14 protein-coding genes are annotated in these 19,043 nt (G+C 65.6%); 7 read left to right on the top strand and 7 right to left on the bottom strand.

Annotation, left to right across the window (positions count from 1 at the left end; all coding sequences use genetic code 11):
- Positions 1-214: 214 nt before the first annotated feature.
- From AC5Y4F_RS25725 to AC5Y4F_RS25700, 6 genes are read right to left on the bottom strand one after another with little or no spacing between them, the layout of a single operon-like run.
- Positions 215-1,825 (bottom strand): hypothetical protein, encoded by a 1,611-nt coding sequence (locus AC5Y4F_RS25725; RefSeq protein WP_225337320.1) that lies wholly within the window; start codon positions 1,823-1,825, stop codon positions 215-217.
- Entirely contained in the window at positions 1,806-3,185 is a 1,380-nt protein-coding gene (gene mycP, locus AC5Y4F_RS25720) for a type VII secretion-associated serine protease mycosin (protein WP_036474042.1), read from the bottom strand. The genes AC5Y4F_RS25725 and mycP overlap by 20 nt, the downstream gene beginning before the upstream one ends.
- On the bottom strand, positions 3,185-4,600 hold the full coding sequence (gene eccD / locus AC5Y4F_RS25715) for a type VII secretion integral membrane protein EccD (RefSeq protein WP_036473487.1): 1,416 nt from the start codon (positions 4,598-4,600) through the stop codon (positions 3,185-3,187). The genes mycP and eccD overlap by 1 nt, the downstream gene beginning before the upstream one ends.
- Positions 4,601-4,603: 3 nt before the next feature.
- Complete coding sequence (locus tag AC5Y4F_RS25710) at positions 4,604-6,181, bottom strand: MinD/ParA family ATP-binding protein (protein WP_036473488.1); 1,578 nt, start codon at positions 6,179-6,181, stop codon at positions 4,604-4,606.
- A 33-nt stretch (positions 6,182-6,214) separates the two neighbouring features.
- Complete coding sequence (locus tag AC5Y4F_RS25705; protein ID WP_036473489.1) at positions 6,215-7,048, bottom strand: ESX secretion-associated protein EspG; 834 nt, start codon at positions 7,046-7,048, stop codon at positions 6,215-6,217.
- A complete protein-coding gene (locus tag AC5Y4F_RS25700) occupies positions 7,038-7,268 on the bottom strand; it encodes a hypothetical protein (protein WP_081284089.1) in 231 nt (76 codons plus the stop codon). Before AC5Y4F_RS25700 ends, AC5Y4F_RS25705 begins: the two co-directional genes overlap by 11 nt.
- 576 nt (positions 7,269-7,844) lie before the next feature.
- Between AC5Y4F_RS25700 and AC5Y4F_RS25695 the strand changes: the two genes are divergently transcribed.
- From AC5Y4F_RS25695 to AC5Y4F_RS25680, 4 genes are all read left to right on the top strand, one after another.
- Positions 7,845-9,485 carry a ParB/RepB/Spo0J family partition protein gene (locus AC5Y4F_RS25695; protein WP_036474044.1) on the top strand — a complete coding sequence of 547 codons (1,641 nt, stop codon included), beginning with the start codon at positions 7,845-7,847 and terminating at the stop codon, positions 9,483-9,485.
- Between the two features lie 78 nt (positions 9,486-9,563).
- Positions 9,564-10,442 carry a ParA family protein gene (locus AC5Y4F_RS25690; protein ID WP_036473494.1) on the top strand — a complete coding sequence of 293 codons (879 nt, stop codon included), beginning with the start codon at positions 9,564-9,566 and terminating at the stop codon, positions 10,440-10,442.
- A gap of 4 nt (positions 10,443-10,446) precedes the next feature.
- Complete coding sequence (locus tag AC5Y4F_RS25685) at positions 10,447-10,680, top strand: hypothetical protein (RefSeq protein WP_051641681.1); 234 nt, start codon at positions 10,447-10,449, stop codon at positions 10,678-10,680.
- A gap of 760 nt (positions 10,681-11,440) precedes the next feature.
- Positions 11,441-12,373: a ParA family protein gene (locus AC5Y4F_RS25680; protein WP_036473497.1), complete on the top strand. Its 933-nt coding sequence runs from the start codon at positions 11,441-11,443 to the stop codon at positions 12,371-12,373.
- 947 nt (positions 12,374-13,320) lie between these two features.
- Here AC5Y4F_RS25680 and AC5Y4F_RS25675 read toward each other — a convergent pair.
- Positions 13,321-13,905, bottom strand: a complete 585-nt coding sequence (locus AC5Y4F_RS25675; RefSeq protein WP_139813795.1) for a hypothetical protein — start codon at positions 13,903-13,905, stop codon at positions 13,321-13,323.
- A gap of 287 nt (positions 13,906-14,192) precedes the next feature.
- Here AC5Y4F_RS25675 and AC5Y4F_RS25670 point away from each other — a divergent pair, with 287 nt between their 5' ends.
- The 3 genes from AC5Y4F_RS25670 (at position 14,193) to AC5Y4F_RS25660 (ending at position 18,941) form a co-directional block, all read left to right on the top strand.
- Entirely contained in the window at positions 14,193-14,552 is a 360-nt protein-coding gene (locus tag AC5Y4F_RS25670; RefSeq protein ID WP_051641682.1) for a hypothetical protein, read from the top strand.
- A gap of 868 nt (positions 14,553-15,420) precedes the next feature.
- The gene (locus AC5Y4F_RS25665; RefSeq protein ID WP_254902467.1) at positions 15,421-15,738 is read left to right on the top strand and encodes a Fis family transcriptional regulator; all 318 of its coding nucleotides are present in this window, start codon (positions 15,421-15,423) and stop codon (positions 15,736-15,738) included.
- A 41-nt stretch (positions 15,739-15,779) separates the two neighbouring features.
- Entirely contained in the window at positions 15,780-18,941 is a 3,162-nt protein-coding gene (locus tag AC5Y4F_RS25660) for a hypothetical protein (protein ID WP_231122295.1), read from the top strand.
- The last annotated feature ends 102 nt before the right edge of the window (positions 18,942-19,043 follow it).

Genomic DNA, 19,043 nt, shown 5'->3' with positions numbered 1-19,043 from the left:
AACCCAGAAAACTCGCCAGCCCACCAAGCGAAACCCTCCCGCGACTGGTTTGCTGACCAGCCACCGCGCCATCCCCAGACTGCACTCAAAAAAACCCTGAACCTAGTCGACACGCCGACTCGGCAGGGAACGGTAACGCCGGCATCCGCTCAGGCAGCTCGACCGTATCGGCGAGGAATTCCTCTGGGGTAGTCGACATGACCTTTGACCTCGCTTACTCGTTGGGCACGGGAACAAGGCGCGTGCTAAGCCACTGACGGCCATGCGCGGTGGTGATGTAGAACAGGTCCGGGTGCCGGCCGTCCTGGGTGATGACGATCGTCGTGGCGGGAGCCTGAGCAGACTGCGGGCGGCGCAGTGTCACCGTGATCGCACCGGTGGGTGCATCGCTGCTGGCGTCGCTGACGACAATCGCGTCAGGCGGCGGTGTGGTAGGGCGTATCGAGAATTGTTGCGGCGCCGCGTGATTGGCCAGAGCGGTCCACTGGCGTGGATCGGCGGTGTAGAGGGCAACCGGCTGGCCTGATAAGGCGAGGCGGGCGATGATGCCGATGTGGAACTGTCGGGTGCCGGTCACCGTGATCCGCACCGGCTCCGGTGAGGCCAGCCCCAGATATACCGGCTGGCGTGCGCGGTTATAGCCGATCGGAACACCGATCGCCGCCGTCGGCCACCGCAGCGCCGCCAGTGTTGACGGCGCCACCTCGGTCGCCGGCAGCTCGACGTCGGCGCCCGCATCGATGCCGGTGGCTGCCAGCACCGGCGCGATGTGTCGATGCAATCCGTGAAACCCAGTAAGGCCCGGCAGTTGCCGGGGCGGCCGGCTGGCAGTCAGCGTGCCGACCACGGCTTCGACGGTGGCTGGTTGGCGGCCGCGTGAGCGTATGGTGACCGCCACCCAGGTGGCCTTGGTGTGCAGGGTGGTGAGGGTTTCCAGGACATCGGGCAGCGCTGCGGGATCCACGGCGTACACGGCGCGGAAGCCATCGGAATACTCTGTGCCAGTCCAGGTTTCCTTGCGCACCGTTGCCGACGGCGGTACGAACCGAGGAAGTTCTTCCTCGTCGCTGAGGGTGGCCAGCCATCCCCGTTCCCGCAGTTCGGCGATAAGCCGGCGCGCCACGGTGTCGGCTAGCGCCGCGCGATGCGGTTGTGATTGCGAGGTGTCGTCGTCGGAGGTCACGCCGGGAGGAGTTCTCAGTGTGGTCCGGCGGGCGGTCAAGGCCCCCACGTTGTTTTCTGCGCGCAATGTGTAGCTCAGCCACGTGTCGCGGTGCTGGCTGTTGCGGCCGCTGAGCAGCGGCGCTGAGTCGCTGCGCAATCCGCTGGCCGGTGGGGTGCGGGTCACCGAGCAGATGGTCAGCGCGTCGGCGCGCACCCCATAACGATCCAGCCAAGCGGTGATGAACTCCCACGGAAGCTGGTCGCTGTGGTCGCCGGGGGCGCTCAGTGCATGCGGATGGGTGCGCAGGTGGATGACGATGCGGGCTTGCAGCGCGCTCTCCCGGGGCGTCGGCGGCGGCTGCGCCGGGGTTGCGCTGCGCCTGCGGTGACCGGTGCGTTGGGAGCGTTGACGGCGGTTATGCCACGCCATGGGAGTCCAGCGGGCCACCGTCGTCGACACGTGCTGGCCGTGCCAGGACCCCACGAATGCGGCGACCGCCGCGACCGCCGCGGCGTAGTGCCACCACTGGGGTGTTCGCCCTGGCGGCAGCAGCGTCGCCCACCCGAGCAGCAGCAGCGAGGCCAGTGTTGTCAGGCGCCGCCAGCTGGGCCACGCTGGGGAGAATCGAGACGACTCGCGGCTAGCGGGTGGTGCGACCACGGCGCATTCCAATCACGGTGACAGCGATGACGGCGGCGGCGATCGCCGCGATGCCCGCACCGAAGGCGATCAGGCGCGGCAGCCGATTATCCGGTGGCGGTGGTGCTGGCGGGGCGACTCGCACGATCGGCATTTGCGCCGGCAGGGCGTCACCTTGAGGGATGTCCCAGGTGAGCGCGGCTACCGGGTCGATGACGCCGGCCCCGACGAGGTTGGACGGTGCACGGGCGGCGTTGTGCGCCGAGGCGACCAGGCGGTTGACCACCTGACGGGAGGTCAAGTTGGGGAACTTGGAGCGGACCAGGGCGGCGGCGCCGGAGACGTAGGCTGCCGCGAAACTGGTCCCGTTGATGGCAACCAACGGCTCTTTGCTGGATGGCAGACCGTTGATGATGCCCGAGTTTGGGCCGTTGCCGAGCGAGACGACCTGTTCACCGGGTGCAGCGACGCCCACCCATGGGCCAGCCATAGTGAAGTTCGACGGCTGCCCTTCGGGGGTCAGGGAGCCCACTGACAAGACGTAGGGCTGCCAAAACGATGGGGTGGAGACGGTGGTGGCGCCGGCCCAGTTTCGGGAATCGTCGGGACGATTGGGATCGGTGAGCGGATTGCTGGTGCAGTTGCTCTCACCGGTGTTTCCAGCTGCGGCCACCACGACGATGTCCTTGTCGATCGCGGCGTAGCGCACGGCCGCGCCCAGCGCTGCTTGGTCGACCTGCTTGTAGACAGGGAAGCAGTCGATCAGCGAGAGATTGATGACGCGGACGCCGGGGATGTCGGCGGCGTGGCGGACCGCCCGCGCCAACGTGGCGACATCGCCGGCGGTCTTTGCTTGCTGGGCATCTTGTCCTGAGGGTGTCTTGGGTGCCCACTGCGCTGAGGTTTGTCGGATTGAGACGATCGCGGCCTCGGGGGCCACGCCGGCGAATCCGTCAGGGCCTTGCTGGGCTGCGATCAGCCCGGCGACCGCGGTGCCGTGTCCATCGCAGTCGAACAAACCCCCGGCGGGTGGATCGATGTAATCCCCGCCCGGGGCGAGGTTGGGCAGGCGTGGCTGTGGTGTGACACCGGAATCGATCACCGCGACCACCACTCCCCTGCCGCGTGAGGTTTTCCACGCTTCGGGCAGGTTGAGCATGGCCTGGCTGGGAGGCACCGCGGCCGGGTCGAACCCGGGCATTGCGCCGTAGACCTGGCATTGGCCGTTCTGGCGCATTTCTTGCCCTGGAGCGGGCGGACCGTCAGGGGGCAGCGCAGCTGGGTCGACGACGGGATATGCCAGCGCGGCGGCCTCAGGCACGGGGCTAGACACCACCAGCACAGCGATGGTCGCGGCGAGTGAGGCCAGTCGGCGGATCATCACAGTATTCCTCGGTTGCGGATGAGGCTGATCAGGCCGATGAGCCACAACATGGCCGGCGGAATCGTGATCAGCAGGGCGTTTTCGAACAGGTCCAGCCAGCGGCGCTGCGGGATGGAAAGCTCGCGCGGTTTGATGGCTGCAGCGCCGAGCAGCACGAGCGTCAAAGCCACCACGGCGGCTGCCGCGTACAGGCCCGAGACCAGGTGGCCGGCGGCGGTGAACGACACCGTCAACGCGATCGCGGTCAGAAAAGGGGTCGCCAGAAACCACAGTGCGGGGATCGCTGAGTCCCAGATCCGCATCCGCAGCACGGTGACGGTGGTGGTGACCACCACCAGCCACCACGCCAACAGTGGCGGTGCGTCAGGCAACCACACCACCAGCACCGATCCGATCACCGACAAGATCACCGAGGCCGCGATCAGACCGCTCTGGTAGGAGTTGCAGGTCGCGGTTTTACGGGGCAGATCTTCCAGTTCGGCCAGCGACGACGCGGCGGGTGTGGGCTCGCCTGGTGCGGGCACATTCGGTAGCGGGAAGCGCGCCCACATCGCTGACACCGTGGGGGCGTTGGAGGCCAACAGCAAGGACACCGCAAGGACTCCGCACCCCAGGGACAAGTACGGCAAGTGCCACAGGATGCGGGCGCCGGCCGCGGCCGCGACGGTGGCCGTCACGGCGACGACCGCGGTGTGGGTGGCCACCCAACTATTAGTGACGGCCAGCAGCAGCAACGACCAGGCGACCAGGAAAGCCGCCGCCAGGAAAACCCGCGGCGCCGCGGCATCACCCGGCACTACCGCGGCGCCGGCCAACGCCAGCGGCGCCGCGGCCGCGAGACCCAGGCGGCCGGCGGTAGCAAGCAGGCCGCGCCGGTACAGCCAGATGGTGACGGCGACGAAGACCACCGCGAGCGCACCCAAAGCTGCAGCCGACCACACGCGGTAGCCGCGGTGCCAGCCATAGATCGCCAGGCCGCACGTTAAGGTCGCCGCGGTGACCACCACCGCTTGGGCGGCGGTGCGCAACATGGCGTGCTCGAAGGGCTTGAACTGGCTGGCCGAATGAATCGCCGAGGCGTCAGCGATGTCTTCGACCACTGGCGGCGCCGTGGGGCCCGGCGGCAGCTTGCACAAGATGAGCTGCTCACCGTCATCGATGTTCAGCGTGGCCAGGGTGGCGTCCAAGCTAAACGGTGTTCCTCCGAGAGGCGCTAGCGAGTAAGGGCGCAACCCGTCGTCGTTGACGGCATCGGCTGGCACGTCGTCGTCGTCGCGACCCGTGGCCAGTGTTGCCCGGATCCGCGGAATCAGTTCCCGAATGGCGAGTGTGGTCGGCAGGGCCAAGTCCACCGCGGCGTCTTCACCGATGATGGCGACGCGGACTTGGCCGGTAGCGGCGGCCGGATCCATCGATCAGAAACCCCCAGTTTCAGTCGTTCGGTGCTGATGCGGCCCCCGGGCGGGATAGTGCTGGGCGATCGAGCCGGCCAACGCCATCAGGGCCTTTCGGGCTCGCGATTTGAGTTCCACGAAGGTGACATCGCGTCCCTCGGCGAGGTGGACGTCGTAGGGGATCCTGACCACGCTCACACCCGGGATCTTGGCGGTGAACTCCTGTTCGGCGTCATCGAGGTCCACCAACGGCTTGTTCTTGAACGTCGAATTCAACGCGATCACCGTGCGGGGCAACAGCCGCGCGAAACCGTGCGCCTGCAGCCACTGGATGGTGGTCCAGGCGCCGTTGAGTCCATCCGGGGCTTGAGAGGCCACCACGACCAGGCTGTCGACGTGATTGGCGATGGTGGAAAACAGCGGTGATGTGATCGCCGTGCCGCAATCGAGCAGGATGACGTTGTAGTGCTTCTTGAGAATCTTCATCGTCGCTTCGAAGTCTTGCGTGTTCAACGTGTACGAGGAGCGTGGATTGTTCTGAGCGCCAAGCATTTCGAGGCGGTCTTTGTTCTGCACGGTGAAGGTCGCGACTGTTGGATAACTGCTGGCGTCCTGCAGCGACGACAACGCCTCGATGTTGGCGTCGGCGCCGCCTTTTTGCTCGAACCGCGACGAGAGGTTGCCGAGATCGGTGTCGACGTCCACGGCGATCACCCGATCCCCACGCTCGCGGGCGATCGCGCTGCCCGCGGCGACGGTCATGGTCGTCTTGCCCACGCCACCCTTGGCGCTGACAAACGCCACCACGTAGACGTCGAGCAGCGGTGCGGTGATACTGCGGATGAGCTTGTCGTGCTCTTCTTGCTTGGCGCTGGGCCCGGGCGTGATGAGCCCGAAGGTCATTTGCGACACCAGCTTTCGCCAGCCCTTGCCTACAGGTCGGCGCCGCGAGGTGACGAACTGTTGGCTTTCGTCAAGCGCGCCGTAGCCGCTGGGCGCGAAGGCTGCCGGTGAGCTTGGCTGGTCTCCGAACAGCGGCTGGTGCGGGTCAGCGGCCGGCGGCTGCGAGGGCCCGGTCGAAGGCCAGCCCGCCGGCAGGTGCTGCTCATGCGGCAGCGGCGTGTCAGTGAAAAAGCCGTCAAGGCCTTGCTCGTGCTGCGGGGGCTGGCCGCGGTGCGCGGCGATCTGGTCGAGTGAGATCTCGGCGGTCTTGTCGTTAGACGTCTCCTCGACAGCCTGCCAAGCGGGATCCGGCTGGCGCGGTTCGGCATTGGGCCGCGCCGGTTCAGGCAGCTTGAACGTTGGCGCTCCGTGCGCTGCCGCATGTTGTGGCCGCGACGGCGGCGGCACTGGCGCGCGGGTCGGCGGAGGAGGCAGCGGCTGATGCGGCGCCTCGCCGCCGGGAGTAGACCCCTGCTGCGGAGGCGGTGCCGCCGGCCACCGCACACGCTGCCCTGGCCCGGTGTCTGGCCCGTTGCTGGGCTGCCTGCCGTCCTCCTGGGGGGCGGCCCCAGAAGGATAGGGGTAGCGCTGGTCTGAGGTGGGCTGTTCGTGGTGGGGGGTGTCGTCTTGGGGGAAGGAATCAGAAGGTGTGCTCATCGCTTCGGTTTCTACTTTCGGGTTGGTAGAGGGTCAGATACTGAAGTTTTCGTCGGGGAACCACGAGCCCGAGGGGAGGCGTTCGGTGAGGTCGCGCACCGCCATGGCGATCGAAAACGGTTCAGCGGGAGCGAAAATGGACACCCCGCCGGCACGAGGCTGCCCCGGTGTGGGGCTGACGAGGATCTGCCCGACCTCGGTGCTGATGATGTTGACACTGACATCGGTGTGATGGTGAGCGCCGTTGGTGGCCTCATGGGCGGTCAGTTCGACGGTGATGCGATCGCCAGCACGGGCCACTTCCATGATCTCAGCTTCTCGTTCGGGGATGCCCAGCTCGACGAGGGCTTCCATCAAGTCAGCGCCACGAGCGACACGGTCGTCGATGGCTTTGCCGGTGTCCATCGGCAGTGAGAACTCCTCGAAGCGAGCCGGCGGCTGATCGGGGGGCAATCCCGCGGTGATGATCGGCACGATCGCTTCGCTGTGGGTCAGCTGCAGCGGCGTGAGCGTCACCATCTGCGCGTAGCGCAACGCGACCACGGCATCTGGCGGTGAGGTGCGCGCCAGCACCCCCCGCAAAATCTGCTCGGGATCGATCATCGTGCGCCATTCCAGCCACTGGCGCGGCTGGCATACGGTCTTAACCGCCTGCGCGACAGACGGTTTGATGTCCCCCTCTGCGTCAATGACGCCGGCCTCAGCCAGCTCCGCGAGGCAGCGCTGGTTGAATGGTTCCCGCTCCGCTGGATCGACATAAGGGGCGGTGATCGCCAGCATCCACGGATAGGCCCCCACGCGCAGGTGGTCGGCGAGAAACCAGGCCTGGTGCGCATCGACCTCGACCGCGTCGTACCTATTCGTCATCGGCACCGGCTCCATCGGTGGGCAGCTTGGCTTCCTCCAATTGGGTCAGCACCGGTTCCAGGGCGCGCTCGACGATGAACGACATCGATGTCGACCAGCGTTTCTCTTGAGTCCGAAGCCGTTTGAGGGTCCGCCGGTTGAGACGGAAGGTAGTCGGGACCTTGTCGTCCTGGGCGAGAACGCGGGCACTCAACTCCCGTACCAGGTCTGATTCAGCCATCGGTCACCCCTTTCGCAATGGGTCTTTTGCCCGCGCGCTCGCAGTAGAGCACATAAAGCGGACACGGCAAATAGATCGCCTATCCCGTTCGCCAATCATGCCCTCGCGCAGCCATCGCGAAGGTTCGCACCCCGCAGAATTCGGGAAGCGAAGAAGTCAGCGCGACAACCGCGCGCACCAAAGCACAATGCGCGAGCCGCCGATGCCGGTAGGCAGTCTGCGAGTATGCGCGAGGCGCATCGCCCGGTATGCGCTCGGTATGCGCTATGCGTTTTCCCCGATGACCGCAGGGCGCGCGGCCCATGTCTCGCCAGTGTCGCGAAGAGCTGCCATGATGGGGACCACGCGAGTGAACCCGTCAGAGTCTTCCAGGCCCCTACCGCGTGCTATCCAATCCCCCGCTCCCCAAATCGTCACGTGACACGAAGGATTTGTTTGCGGTGGCCTTCGAGGGTTGGGTGATGCACGCTGCATCACGGCCGCAGCACTTTGGTCAAGCGTGCAAAGGCGCCAAAAGGCTTGCTGAGGCGCCGCGCGATTTATTACTCTAATACCGGTATTTAGAAAGGAGTGCTCGTGGCCCAAACGACAGCCCGCCCCGCCCGCCGAGCCAAGCCAGCCGGACGCAAAACCGCCAACCGATTCGCGGCCCTGGCCGGCGGAGACGCCGCACCAAGCACAGACCCCTCCCCCGCTACCGACTCCGCGGCGTCGGAGGAAGAAACCGGCCTTATCGCGGGCATGTCAGCCATGGTCGCCAACGAAGCGCACCGGGTCGTCCAGATCCACGTGGCCGAGATCGCACCGCACCCGTTCAACGATCCCCGGCGATCACAGCCGCAGCCTGGCGATCCCAAATGGGAAGACCTCCTCAACGGGGTACGTGCCAGCGGCGTACGGCTGCCCGTGCTGGTGGTCACCCGCGATGCGTTCATGGCGGCGCGACCATCGGCCGCCGACATCGCTGCCACTGCGCGCTACGTACTGGTCTACGGTCACCGCCGGCGCGTCGCGGCGATCGAAGCCGGCAGAGACACCGTCCCAGCCGTCGTCGACGACGCCATCATGGTCGACGACGGCGATCTGGACTCGATGGCTACCGAAAACCTTGGCCGCCAAGACCTCTCCGACCTTGCCGAGGGCGAGTTGTACGCGCGCTACTCCGAGATTGGACTTTCCCAACGCGCCATTGCCGAGCGACTGGGCGTCGACCAAGCCACAGTGTCGCGCAAGCTCGCGCTCAAGCTACTGGCTCCCGAAGTCCGCGACGCCGTCGACGACGGCCGCCTACCCAGCGCCGAGGCCGCGGCCTTGGCCGGCAAGCTGCCCTATGGCCCGCCTCGGCGCTGGCAGAAGACCAAGGACCCCGACCAGCTCAGCGACCTGCGCCACGAAGAACAAACGCAGGCCCTGCACCTGATCCTCACGCGTGGGATGATCGCTACCCGCGCCGCCGAGCGGGTCATCGCCGAGCGCACTGCCCGCGCCAAGGCCGACGAGTTAGGGATCCCCCTCGTCGAGGACCCCCGCGCCGAGCTCGGCGAGAACTACCACCTCCACCGCGTCCCCGACTACGAGCCCGGCGCCGAGATCATCGGCGCCATCAACCCCGCCTCAGGGGCCCTAGATCTCTACGCACGGCCCCTGGCCGGCGAAGGGTTGACGTCGACGACGTCGAGCATCGGCGACGCGGCCGCCGCGGACCCGGCCGCTCAGCCGGGCGCTGCTGAAATTCTCGACCCGCCAGCCGAATCGAACGCACCCCCGCCTCGAGAAGAAACAGGGCAGGATCCAGGCCACAGTGACGAACCGTCTCCGGAAGCCGCCCAGCGACAGGCAGACGCCCAAGCCGCGGCCCAGGCCCAACGCGCAAGGCGGGAATTCTGCGCGGTACTGATCAATCAGCAGCCCTCCAACGCCGAGCTCCTCAAGATACTGGTGGCGCAATACCTGTCCGGCGTGGCCGCGCGCAGCGCAACATCAGCGGTAAGCGCGCTGCTACGGGACTGGGACGCCACCGCTGACGGCCCAGCGGAGAAGGCGCGAAACGCACGGGCCTGGCACCGTGCGGTGGCCGCGGCTGAACTACACACCGCGGAACTCAAAGACAAGGCCTGGGACGACGACGCCGTCGCCCACGTCAACCTGCTCATCAACCGAGCCGGCTACCAACCGACTCCATGGGAACACCGCCAGCTCGAGACCGCCGGCGCTTAAACCATCCGCATCGACCGTCACAACCGCCTCGGGTGATGCAGGCTGCATCACCCGCCCCATGCTCAAAGGAGATTATCGATGTCCACTTACACCGTCGCCAACATGTCTGGCAGCGTCGGGAAAACGACGACCGTCGTGACCACCGCCATCCAGCTCGCAGGCTCTGGCCTGCGGGTGCGCGTCATCGATCTCGACCCCCAAGCAAACGCCAGCACCTGGCTGGGCTACCCCGACATCAGCGGTGTCACCATCGCCGATGTACTACGCCAGCAAGCCACAATCGACGACATCGAACGGCCCGCTCGCATCATCCAGGGTTTCACCGACGCCGGCGAACCCGAATACACCACCGACGAGGCCACCGAAATGCACATCGGCAACCTGACGGTCGTGCCCGCCGCCCGCTCGACTCTGGACAAACTGATGGTCGAACTACCGGCCGTGACCGGAGGCGTACTGCGCCTGCGGGATGCCCTCGAAGCGGCCACTCCTGTTGACGTCACCCTCATCGACTCCCCCGGCTCCAACAGCGCACTAGTCACCACGGCACTGATCGCGTCCTCAGTCGACGAGGACGGCCCTTCCGGCGGATGGGGATTGATCATGTGCACCAAACCAGCAGGCAAGGAATCAGAAGGCATCCAGGCGCTCTTGCAAGAACTCGCGATCATCAAAAAGACCTTCAGGATCGACATCCCGCTTTTGGCCATCGTGCCGTGCGCCGTGCCAGGCACCGGCGGCGTGTACCGCGAACAGATGGAGTACTTACAGGAAGGCTTCGGTGACAAGGTCACACCGGCGGTCCGACGTAGCTCGATCGTGGATGAGGCCTACACCAACTACCTTCCCGTCCCGCTGTATGGATACCGAGCCAAAGACGTCAGCAAAGACTACGAGAACGTCATTGACCATATGAAGCGCCAAGGAATGTTCCGCCCAGCAGCCATCAAAGCCTAGCTCCGTGGACGGCCCCGCCAAATCCAGCGACCTCAGCAAGGTCAATGTCCCCACCGAGCTGCACCACAGGGCCCGCGCGGCTGTGCGCATCGTCGAGCGCGTCACAGGCCGCCGCTACACCATCACCCAATTCATCGAGGAAGCTATCGTCGCCCAGCTGCGCGTAATCGAGCACGACTACAACGAGGGCCGCGAGATCCTCCCCGACCCACAACCCCTCGAACCGGGGCGACGCTAAGGCGCGTTGACAGCCCCGCCGCTCCACGATGAGCCGTCGGGCTCATGCGGCGACGCCAAATGCACACGATACTGAGGTCACGTTGCTGACCCGAGTGCGCACGCCGCCGCATTCAAGAACCCGGGCTGATTTCGCCTTACGCCCATGAGAATCCGAAGCCGCGACTCAGTGCCCTGGCGCCGCATCGGACACGAGGGGCGGTGAAGGGTCCTCCCGCTGCACGACCAGGCTCCCCCACTGCCGCGTCCATATAGCCCGTGTGACCTGCGATATCCGGGCGATAACCGGATAACGAGACGTGTGACTCGCGGGTATCGCACCGGATAACATGAGGGTCATCAACGGGTGACTGCCCGCCCTATGTGCGAATCTGCGTACGTGGCAGTGACGCCTGTGGTGCCGGGTCTAGCGCCGCATCGTTGTCGGCTGACCGACGCGTTGCCACACGCACGGACAACGCACGTATGCCCGTGTGGCGCAACGTCCAACGCCTCAGCCAACTACCCGTGCGGCCCACCGCGTGAACACACGGCGGTCGCAACGCTCTAGCGACCACCCGTGCACCCACAACATGTCCCGGACGCGCAGACGTCCGAATTGACGGCAGCACAGTGCCGTGACCACACGGGCCGATCGCCGCCCGGGCCCACGGGCGAAGGACCGTCGGTCGCAACGTCCAAATAGTGGGCTAGGTAACGGTTCGACTTCACGTCCGTGCGCCTACATGACATCTCGCGGGTGGGTACGTACGTTGCGACGCATGACAATGACTGGGCCCGATGCGCGGGCCATCCTCGTAGCGAATCAGAAAGGCGGAGTTGGAAAGTCAACGACCGTCGCCGCAGTGGCGGAAATGATCGCCGCCGCGGGAAAAAGGGGCCGTCGCGTGCTCGTCGTCGACGGCGACCCACAGGCCAACGTCACCGTCGAAGATCTCGGCGTCGACGGAGACCGCGGACAATCACTGGCCCAGACCCTGCAATTCGGTGCGCCGCTTGTCCCGGTGCGCAACGTACGGGCCAACCTCGACGTAGTCGCCGGCGGTCCACAACTTGCCGTCGTCGGCGCCGGCGCTCACCTGATGGCCGAGAACGGCATTGACATGGCCGCCAACCTGGAAAACCAGCTCGCCAAACTATGCGAAGACGAAGGCTATGACCTGGTCCTCATCGACTCAGGTCCAGGTGACGTACCGCTGCTCGATACCTATCTCACCGTCGCCAACTATCTGTTGATCCCCACCCGCGACGACCAAGCCAGCCTGGGCGGTGTCGAACGGTTGGCGCGACGCTTCTGGCGAGCACGCAAACTCGGTGCCTCCATCCAACTTCTCGGTGTGCTGCTGTTCGATGTCAACCCACGAGCGAAAAAGCGCAACCAGGACGTGTTCGATCAAGTCAGCGAAATGCTCGAAGGCAGCGGGACAACGCCGTTCGACATCACGATCCGCTCCGCACCCGCGGCCGCCGTCGACATGCGAACGCTCCACAAAACCGCCGGCGAACTCGTTGCGCTAGCCAACGACGACCGCCGAGCTCGACTGTCGAAGCTGCGCGACAACCAAAGTCCCGAGCGCGCCATGTGGACGAGTGACCCCACCGGCCTTGCCGCCGACTACCAAGAGCTCGTCCGCCAAATCGTCACACGGCTCGGCCGATACGAATCAGTGACGGCGGGGGAGCGGGTCGGATGAGCCCTTCACGCACCCGCGGCAAGCCGCTGTTCGACCCCGAGGCGCTCAATCAGGACCTGGACGAACTGTGGCCGGCCCGTCCACGCGCCGCTGCCGCGCCGACTCCACCGCCGGTTTCGCCACAACCGGCAGACACCGCTGTCAGTGCCGAACCGGCCCACTCTGACCCGCGGCCGGCAAGTGCCTCGGTCATCGAACCGGTACTCGCAAGCGCCCCCGCGACTGAATCGGCCCGCGCAACCACGCCAGCAACGACCAGCCCGGAACAGCCCACAAAACCGCGACAGACAACTACCGGACGGCCGAGCACAAGAACCCGTCCACCCGAGGTCTTGCTATCAGCGGAAGTCTACGACGAGCTCTACCGAACCCAGATCGCCGAAAAGAAGGTACGCCGCGGACTCGCCCGAACGATGGGCGCCATCGTCTTGGACGCCATCGAAACCCACGCGACGAAACTGGCGACAACCTGGACTACCCAGCGATACGCCGTAGGGGAGGGCCAACTATTCGAACGCCCGTCCTCGCACGCAGTCCCGCGGCGGCGTCGCCACGCAACCGCTCCACGCACCGTCGTTCTGTCAGGAGTGACAGCCGCAAACGGTCAACGGCTTGACAACCTCGTCGAGGCCTGGGCCGCCGGCACGCGAAGCGCACTCGTGGAACAAGCACTCAGATACGAATTTGGGCTCATCCCGGACTGATTCGCGCGAATTCGCCTGGCTGCGCGTCGCAGCGGGAACAAATTGCTGATCGCATCCTGATAAGTCACATCCGCCCGTCGCGAAGAGCGGGAGCAGCTGTTGACCCGCGAAAGTCCGCTACGGTCAAGTACTTTGCGCGCGAGGGTGACTGTGATTATCCAGCGTGGCGTTAGTCCCGCGGGATCTGTTCACGTCCAGTCGGTTCGGGGAAATCTGGCGCTATTCACCGATTCCCATCGGCGGTCAGATCGCGTTGCGCCCGGGTGGAGTGGCGTCCTCTTTGGGGCCGACGCGCCGCACGCGGGTCCTCAGATCGGGGTCGCTCAGGAAGCCGTCGATGAGCGGAACCGGCCCGCCGACACAGGTCCAGTCGTCGTCCCACAGCGTGGACACCAGCCAGGACCGATCCACCGGGAACATCAGGTCCGGCAGGCGAGTTGACCGCGACGACCATAAGTCGTCGGACCGCCAGCAGGCGGCCTGTTCTGGTCCGGCCTGTACGAGTACATAAGGCCAGTTCGCATACAACGTCACTCTTGGCGCGTCAGGGAAAACGACGTCCGCGGACCCAGTGTCGAGGTAACCAATCCACCACTGTTGATCCGGCGACTGTCTAGTGAGTAGTGCGACGATAGCCTGGTCGTGGCTCTGCTTTTCAGCTTGGGGCTTTGGCAGTAAAACGGTGGCGTAGTCATCGAATATCGGCGGGATCGCCGACGTGATTCTGACGCCGATCGAGGTAGCCGTGGTGATCCATGCGACATCCGCGCGCGTACCAATCGGCCAACTCTTGCCGTCTCGGATGACCGGACTCACCGCGTCGACCAACGCCGATAGTGTGTGTGCACCAAAGCATTATCTGTCGGGACAGTGGAGGTTTGCACCCGAGCCGGCTGCGGGACTGATCTGATCGGCCGGTTTCGGGGGAGATGTCACTCGGAGCACCGATAGTTAAGAGCAGAACCGAGAGGATCCGCAATTGGCCAATGAACAGTCCGCTGAGCCCACATCAGGACGCCATGCATGTTTCGACGCCGGTGTGCGCGCGCCCTACCGCGGGCTCGTGTGCGACCGACGTCACGGGCACTGATCCGGCGAACCGAGGAGCCCCCAACATGGTCGCCACGACCATCACGTTCAGCACCTCCCGAGGGGTCGTCTCGTGGAGTGCGCTCGAGCGGCGCGCAGTTGGGCCGCCCGGCGGGATTGCTGGCGGCTTACTTGGTGGTGAACCAGCCTTGGTCGCTATTGTGCGTGAGATCCTTGCCGGCAGCTTGCCGAAAACAGTGCGCGTGGCAGAGCCCAACCTCGACTATATGTTCACCCGGAACCGCGACACCGCCGCCGACGTGGCCGCCGCGATGCTCGTGGCCGGCAACGGTAGAGGACGGCTTTCCGATACAGGGTGGGAGGTACTGGACGCCGCGATGGAAAGCGACCGCGCTGACGAGGATTTCCGTGGTCTGACGACCTAATTGTCGACCGGGGATTGATCAGCGACGGGGGAGGGGAATCGCCTGACCTACATGGCGGATAGATCGCGGGTGTGCGGGCTGTGGCGCGTTCTACGCATCATCATCGTGTGCGGCATGACGGCCATCGAAATTGGTGAAGGCGCACTGCGGGCCAGGGGTCGGCATGTAGACCGTGGCCGCACATTGGCGGCAGTGAAAGCTGCGATGAACGGATCCGCAGGAACATTGTTGGCTGCCGACCAGGACACGTCCGCCACCTCGCAGCCTGTGGCCGTTGGGGCACAGCGGTGGGGGCGGCGGTTCTTCCCAACCTCGGCGAGTACGGCGCAGACCACCCACGAAGGTCCATCGTATGCCTAGCCTCCCGCCGGAGGCGGTGCGACAAGGACTGCTCGCCGCGCTGACTAAAGCGGCCGGGCCAATGACGACCGCTGAACTACGGCGCGGTCTTTCAACTAGTTTCGGCGCGGACGTGGTTCACGAACGCATCTATCACAACTTGGAGATCCTCGAGAAACGCGGCCAGGTAATCCGCGCAGGCACGGTGGGTCGCCACACGACGTGGCGGCTCAGTATGGCGAACACAGTGATCGCACGTGGACTGACTAGCTGAAAGCGTTGAGTGTGACAAATAAGCAGTTTTGCGTCGTGCCTTTATGCAGGCCAGACCTGGACCAGGTCATCAAGGGGCACAAGAAACACTTGTAGACAAGCACAACGAATGCTTGTTGGTGTCACAGTTCGTGGATAGCATCACACCCGTGCTGAACGTAGCTGCAGAACGCAGGCGGCCATGACGACGACGGATCCTAGCGTCGCGTCGATTCAGGCTGCCGCGCAACGGGAATCGGCAAGCTTTGCCTCGAAGATGGCTGATTCATCTCTGGCGGCCGCAGTGGATGTCTGGCTGCGCCGCGTGGCCCGTCGCAAAGCTACACCTGCGCAACGTGCTCGACTGGTTAAAGCTGTGGAACGAGCCAGTGCCGCTGAAACCAAAGCGGTGCAGCTGACGCGCGCCGCGCTCTTACGCGCCGCCGGCCTCGATGAGCGACCCGCCGCCGCGGCGGCGATCGCGGCCGGTGCGACCTACACCGAAGTCGGTGCCGTACTCGGGATGACCCAGCAGGGGGCCAGCGCGCGCATCCGTCCGTACCTGGCCGCCCGCACGCCTGAAGGCCGCCTATGACGGACGCAAACACAGCGTCGCTAATCGTTGAGCGTCACGTCGTGATTGTCACCGGCTCGGGTGCGTTCACGGTCGGCGGTGATGTCCTTACCGGGCCGGTGGACTCCGTCGACAAGCTTGAGAAGCTAATCGAGTGGGCGCACGGCAATCGTGGCCTACTGCAGCCGATACCTGCCGGGGATGCCGATGCGGACCCTGCCCGGATATGGGTGGTAGGTGCGGGGTGTCGCCATTTGATTACTCCCGACCCCGGCGCGGGGGATTCCGGACTGGTCGAGCAGCTGGGGCGGTCGTTGGCGCCGCTGGTGGGGCGCGGTTGGGAGCTGCGGCACGGAAAGGGACGTGCGGTCGTTCTGGCTCGGGGAGTTGGCGCGCAACGTGTTTCGGTCGAGATCGTGGCCGAGCTGCATCCCTGGTTAGTCGGTGAGCGCGACGATCTTGTCGAGGACGCGGCTGAATTGGGGCGCCGCCTGCACCGGTGGTCGGCCGTGCTGGGAGCGCTGCCCGCAGGCAGCGGAGCGGCCTCGGCAGCGGTGATCAATGACCGCATCATGCGGGCCCGCGCCGGGCGGCGGGGGGCCGTCGTGTCCGAGCCCGGGGTGCTGCCGGCGAACGTTATGGCCGAGATCCGCGTTCAGCCACCTTGGTGTGCGCCTGCTTCGGAGGTCGAAGAGGAATTCGAGCACAGCGACCAGCTGGTGTGGCTGACCCAGGAATGCCCTGAGCTGGCGGCCGCGGGAACACTGACGTTCGGATACGGCCAACCGCAGGTGCTGGACGCCATAACAGCAGCTGCAGCCAGCACCGGCCAGAAGCGGCCATTCGGACTGTGGAGGGTCACGCTCCCGCCAGCTGGTGACATGCGGTTGCCTCAGATGCTGCCGCCGCCTCACCCACAGATGCGCCTTGATACGCCAACCCTGGCCTGGGTGACCACCGAGGATCTTGACGGGCTGGCCAAAGACGTCCGCGACGGCGGCGCCGGCCTGCCCGCCGCTCGGCTCGGCATCGAGCAGGCGATCGTGTGGCCCCAGCAGACCCGCCTCTTGGAAGCCTGGTCGACGCGGCTGCGCGAAGCCCGGGAAGAGTTCGCCAACGATGCGCCACTACGTGCGCTCGTCGATTCGGCTGCCGCGGAATATCTGCAGGCGCTGGCCGACCCCGAACCGTGGGCTGATCCAGCGTGGCGACAGCACTTCCAGCCAGCCTGGGCCGCGGCGATCGCCGCGCGAGTGCGATTCCGTGGCCGGCGGGCAGCGATGCGGATCTCGCGCGAATACCGGCTGTGGCCGGTGTATGCGCGCGATGCCGCGATGATCTATGCGACTGGCCTCGACGAAGCGACGGGTGAGCCAGTGGATCTGTCCGACACCCATTCCCGCCTGGGACGCATGACGGTGACCCACCAAGCGGCGGTGACTGACGAGCTCATCCTCGAGGTCCTGACCGCTGAGAACACCGCCGAGGTCGCCGCTGCGCTGAGCGCTGCACTCGAGGGACCCGGCCAACGAACGCCCATCGCCGTCGCGCCCAAGATGGAAGCCAGCAATCCAAGAGGTGTGGAGAGCCCGGCATCGGAAACCGCTGCTGTGGATGCTGACCAGGGGCCCCTCAACGGGGCGTCGGTAACGGCTAAAGGATCGGCAGCCAAGGACGATGTGACACCGTCGCCGACGACGGCCGGGACCCAATCTGGCCGCGCCTCGAACAGGGCCGTATCTGGCGGCGCACCGGCCGCGGTGTTACACACCGACGGGCTCTGGCTGGCCGATGGCACCCGAGTCGAACTGGGCCCACCGATCGTGCACGTGGGTCAGGTCGCCGAGCTTGCCTATACGCACCATCTCGGGTACCGCCTCACCGCGAAATACAATGAGCCAGGACAAATTTGGATCACCGAAGCGGCGTGCCAGGAATTCGGTATCGACGTCGCTGCCATCAGTCGCCGCGATCGCGCCAAGTCGCTGCGCCAACTCACCGAAAACATCGACTTCGTCACCGGCGCGGTCAACGAAGGATGGAGCCTAGGCGGGGCGGGGGAGGACCCTAACGCTCACCGGCTGGGCACCTGGACCCGCGTCTATCGAGACGACAAGCGCGGTGTGATGATCGCGCTCATCCCCGGCATGGGCACCGGCGCGGATGAGATGCCGATCTTGTCCGATGAACCGGCGCCAGCTCAGATCGCCAAGCGGCTGCAGCTACTGGCTGACGCGTTGCGGTTCCCGTGGAAAATCAACGCCGGTGTCACCGCGGTGGACTTGATGTTGCAGACCAGAACCAAGACGTGGTCCCCACAGGAGTGGCGCGACGTCGTCTTCGCGCCGTCGACAACCGCGCCGCCGTTCGGTATCGGAGATGTGGAATCGGACTTCGATTGGTCACGCCGACCCACCAGCGACGAACGCCAACGCCGCTACATCCACGCCTATGACCGTGGCGGCTCCTACGTGGCCGGCATCGCCGGTCTGGAGTTGCCCATCGGCGACCCAATCCACCACCCCGATGGGGCACCATTTAACGCCAAGACACCGGGCTACTGGCTAGTCGACATCCCCGAAACCCCCGACTGGCGGCTGCCCTATGTCCTCAACCCGAGAGGACTGCAGTTCACCGGCCCCAAGTGGGTATGCACCCCGACGTTGGAGCGCGCTATCGAGCTCGGCTACCAACCACAAATCCTGCAAGCATGGCTGTGGTCGCGCCACGGCCGAGTGCTACTGGGCTGGTACGAACGGTTCCGCGACGCCAGTGCGATGCTGGACCTCGACGATCCCGACGCTCAAGCCGCGCGTGATCAAGCCAAAATCATCCGCACCCACGGGATCGGCATCATCGGCTCCGATGAGCACCTCAAAGGCAAACCCGCCTACAGCCCCGAACGGCGGCTGCACGTACTCGCCAAAGCCAAGGCCAACATCGTCTACCGGCTACACCAAATCGGTGAGAAGACGGGGCAATGGCCCTTGGCGGTGGCCACCGACACGGTCCTCTACGCCTCCGATGACCCGGATCCGGTGACAGCCTGGCCTGGCGGGCCAGAGTCGTTTGGCCGCGGCTTCGGGCAGTACAAGCCGGAAGGCTCTGGGCTGCTCGACGAGCACCTCGAGCACCTCAACGGACGTGACTACCGCGGCAAACGAGACTTGATCCCCGCCCGTGAGTGGCGCGCCAATCTGTGCACTGACGCTGAGGGCTGCTGATGGCGCGCCGAGGCAGACGCAGCCGAATCAGTGCCAGCGACCTGGCGGGGTACGGCTCGGTCGCTAACGGAACGGTCGACGTCGACCGCGCCGCACGGGGCT

Source organism: Mycobacterium sp. NGS56, from assembly GCF_059812425.1.
This window is presented reverse-complemented; position numbering and strand designations above follow the sequence as displayed.

Coding starts and splice junctions, on each gene's coding strand:
- mycP (WP_036474042.1), bottom strand. CDS start 3,185: ATGATCCGCCGACTGGCCTCACTCGCCGCGACCATCGCTGTGCTGGTG.
- eccD (WP_036473487.1), bottom strand. CDS start 4,600: ATGGATCCGGCCGCCGCTACCGGCCAAGTCCGCGTCGCCATCATCGGT.
- AC5Y4F_RS25710 (WP_036473488.1), bottom strand. CDS start 6,181: ATGAGCACACCTTCTGATTCCTTCCCCCAAGACGACACCCCCCACCAC.
- AC5Y4F_RS25705 (WP_036473489.1), bottom strand. CDS start 7,048: ATGACGAATAGGTACGACGCGGTCGAGGTCGATGCGCACCAGGCCTGG.
- AC5Y4F_RS25700 (WP_081284089.1), bottom strand. CDS start 7,268: ATGGCTGAATCAGACCTGGTACGGGAGTTGAGTGCCCGCGTTCTCGCC.
- AC5Y4F_RS25690 (WP_036473494.1), top strand. CDS start 9,564: ATGTCCACTTACACCGTCGCCAACATGTCTGGCAGCGTCGGGAAAACG.
- AC5Y4F_RS25680 (WP_036473497.1), top strand. CDS start 11,441: ATGACAATGACTGGGCCCGATGCGCGGGCCATCCTCGTAGCGAATCAG.
- AC5Y4F_RS25670 (WP_051641682.1), top strand. CDS start 14,193: ATGGTCGCCACGACCATCACGTTCAGCACCTCCCGAGGGGTCGTCTCG.
- AC5Y4F_RS25665 (WP_254902467.1), top strand. CDS start 15,421: ATGGCTGATTCATCTCTGGCGGCCGCAGTGGATGTCTGGCTGCGCCGC.